A 1,356-nucleotide genomic window follows, 5' to 3' on the forward strand; every position below is an offset into this window, starting at 1 on the left:
AGCCAGTCAGGAGACAGTACCCATGAGCAAGCCGCTCGAAGGAATCAAGATCATCGATTTCACGCACGTTCAGGCCGGTCCCGCCTGCACGCAGTTGCTCGCCTGGTTCGGCGCCGACGTGATCAAGGTCGAACGCCCCGGCTCCGGCGACGTCACGCGCACCCAACTGCGCGACATCCCCGATGTCGACGCGCTCTACTTCACCATGCTCAACAGCAACAAGAAGTCCCTCACGCTCGACACCAAGAAGCCCGAAGGCAAGGAAGTGCTCACCAAGCTCATCCGCGAATCCGACGTGCTGGTCGAGAACTTCGGCCCGGGCGCGCTCGATCGCATGGGCTTCTCGTGGGAAACCATCAACGAACTCAACCCCAAGATGATCGTCGCCTCGGTCAAGGGCTTCAGCGACGGCCACCACTACGACGACCTCAAGGTCTACGAGAACGTCGCGCAATGCGCCGGCGGCGCGGCCTCCACCACCGGCTTCTGGGACGGCCCCCCGACCGTGAGCGCGGCCGCACTCGGCGACAGCAACACCGGCATGCATCTGGCCATCGGCATCCTCACCGCGCTCATGGGCCGCCAGAAGACCGGCAAGGGCCAGAAGGTCGCCGTCTCAATGCAGGACAGCGTGCTGAACCTGTGCCGCGTGAAGCTGCGCGACCAGCAGCGTCTGGATCGCCTGGGCTATCTCGAGGAATATCCGCAGTACCCGCACGGCACTTTCAGCGACGTCGTGCCGCGCGGCGGCAACGCGGGCGGCGGCGGCCAGCCGGGCTGGGTGCTCAAGTGCAAGGGCTGGGAAACCGATCCGAACGCCTACATCTACTTCACGATCCAGGGCCACGCCTGGGCGCCGATCTGCCGCGCGCTCGGCAAGCCGGAATGGATCGAAGATCCGGACTACAGCACGCCGCAGGCGCGTCAGCCGCACATCTTCGAGATCTTCAACACGATCGAGCAGTGGCTCGCCGACAAGACCAAGTTCGAAGCGGTCGACATCCTGCGCAAGTTCGACATTCCGTGCTCGCCGGTGCTCTCCATGAAGGAGATCGCCAACGATCCGTCGCTGCGCGCGAGCGGCACGATCACCGAAGTGCCGCACAAGGAGCGCGGCTCATACCTGACGGTGGGCAGCCCGATCAAGTTCTCGGACATGAAGCCCGAGATCACCGGCTCGCCGCTGCTCGGTGAACACACCGACGAGGTGCTCGCGAGCCTCGGCTACAGCGCCGAGCAAATCGCTCACCTGCGCGAGTCGCAGGCGGTCTGACGCCCGCAAGGCGCGCCGCGCGAACAGCAAAAGCCACCACGGCTTTGCCGTTTCGCGCGGCGCGTTGCAGGTCCCCGCAATAC

The 1,356-nt window shown here is 65.0% G+C and carries 1 protein-coding gene; it reads left to right on the forward strand.

The annotated features are described in order from the left end of the window. Nucleotides 1–22 precede the first annotated feature (22 nt). Nucleotides 23–1,273, forward strand: a complete 1,251-nt coding sequence (frc, locus tag BG61_RS38445; protein ID WP_035933582.1) for a formyl-CoA transferase — start codon at nucleotides 23–25, stop codon at nucleotides 1,271–1,273. Nucleotides 1,274–1,356: the final 83 nt, after the last annotated feature.

This window comes from Caballeronia glathei (assembly GCF_000698595.1).
GTDB lineage: Bacteria > Pseudomonadota > Gammaproteobacteria > Burkholderiales > Burkholderiaceae > Caballeronia > Caballeronia glathei.

Coding starts and splice junctions, on each gene's coding strand:
- frc (WP_035933582.1), top strand. CDS start 23: ATGAGCAAGCCGCTCGAAGGAATCAAGATCATCGATTTCACGCACGTT.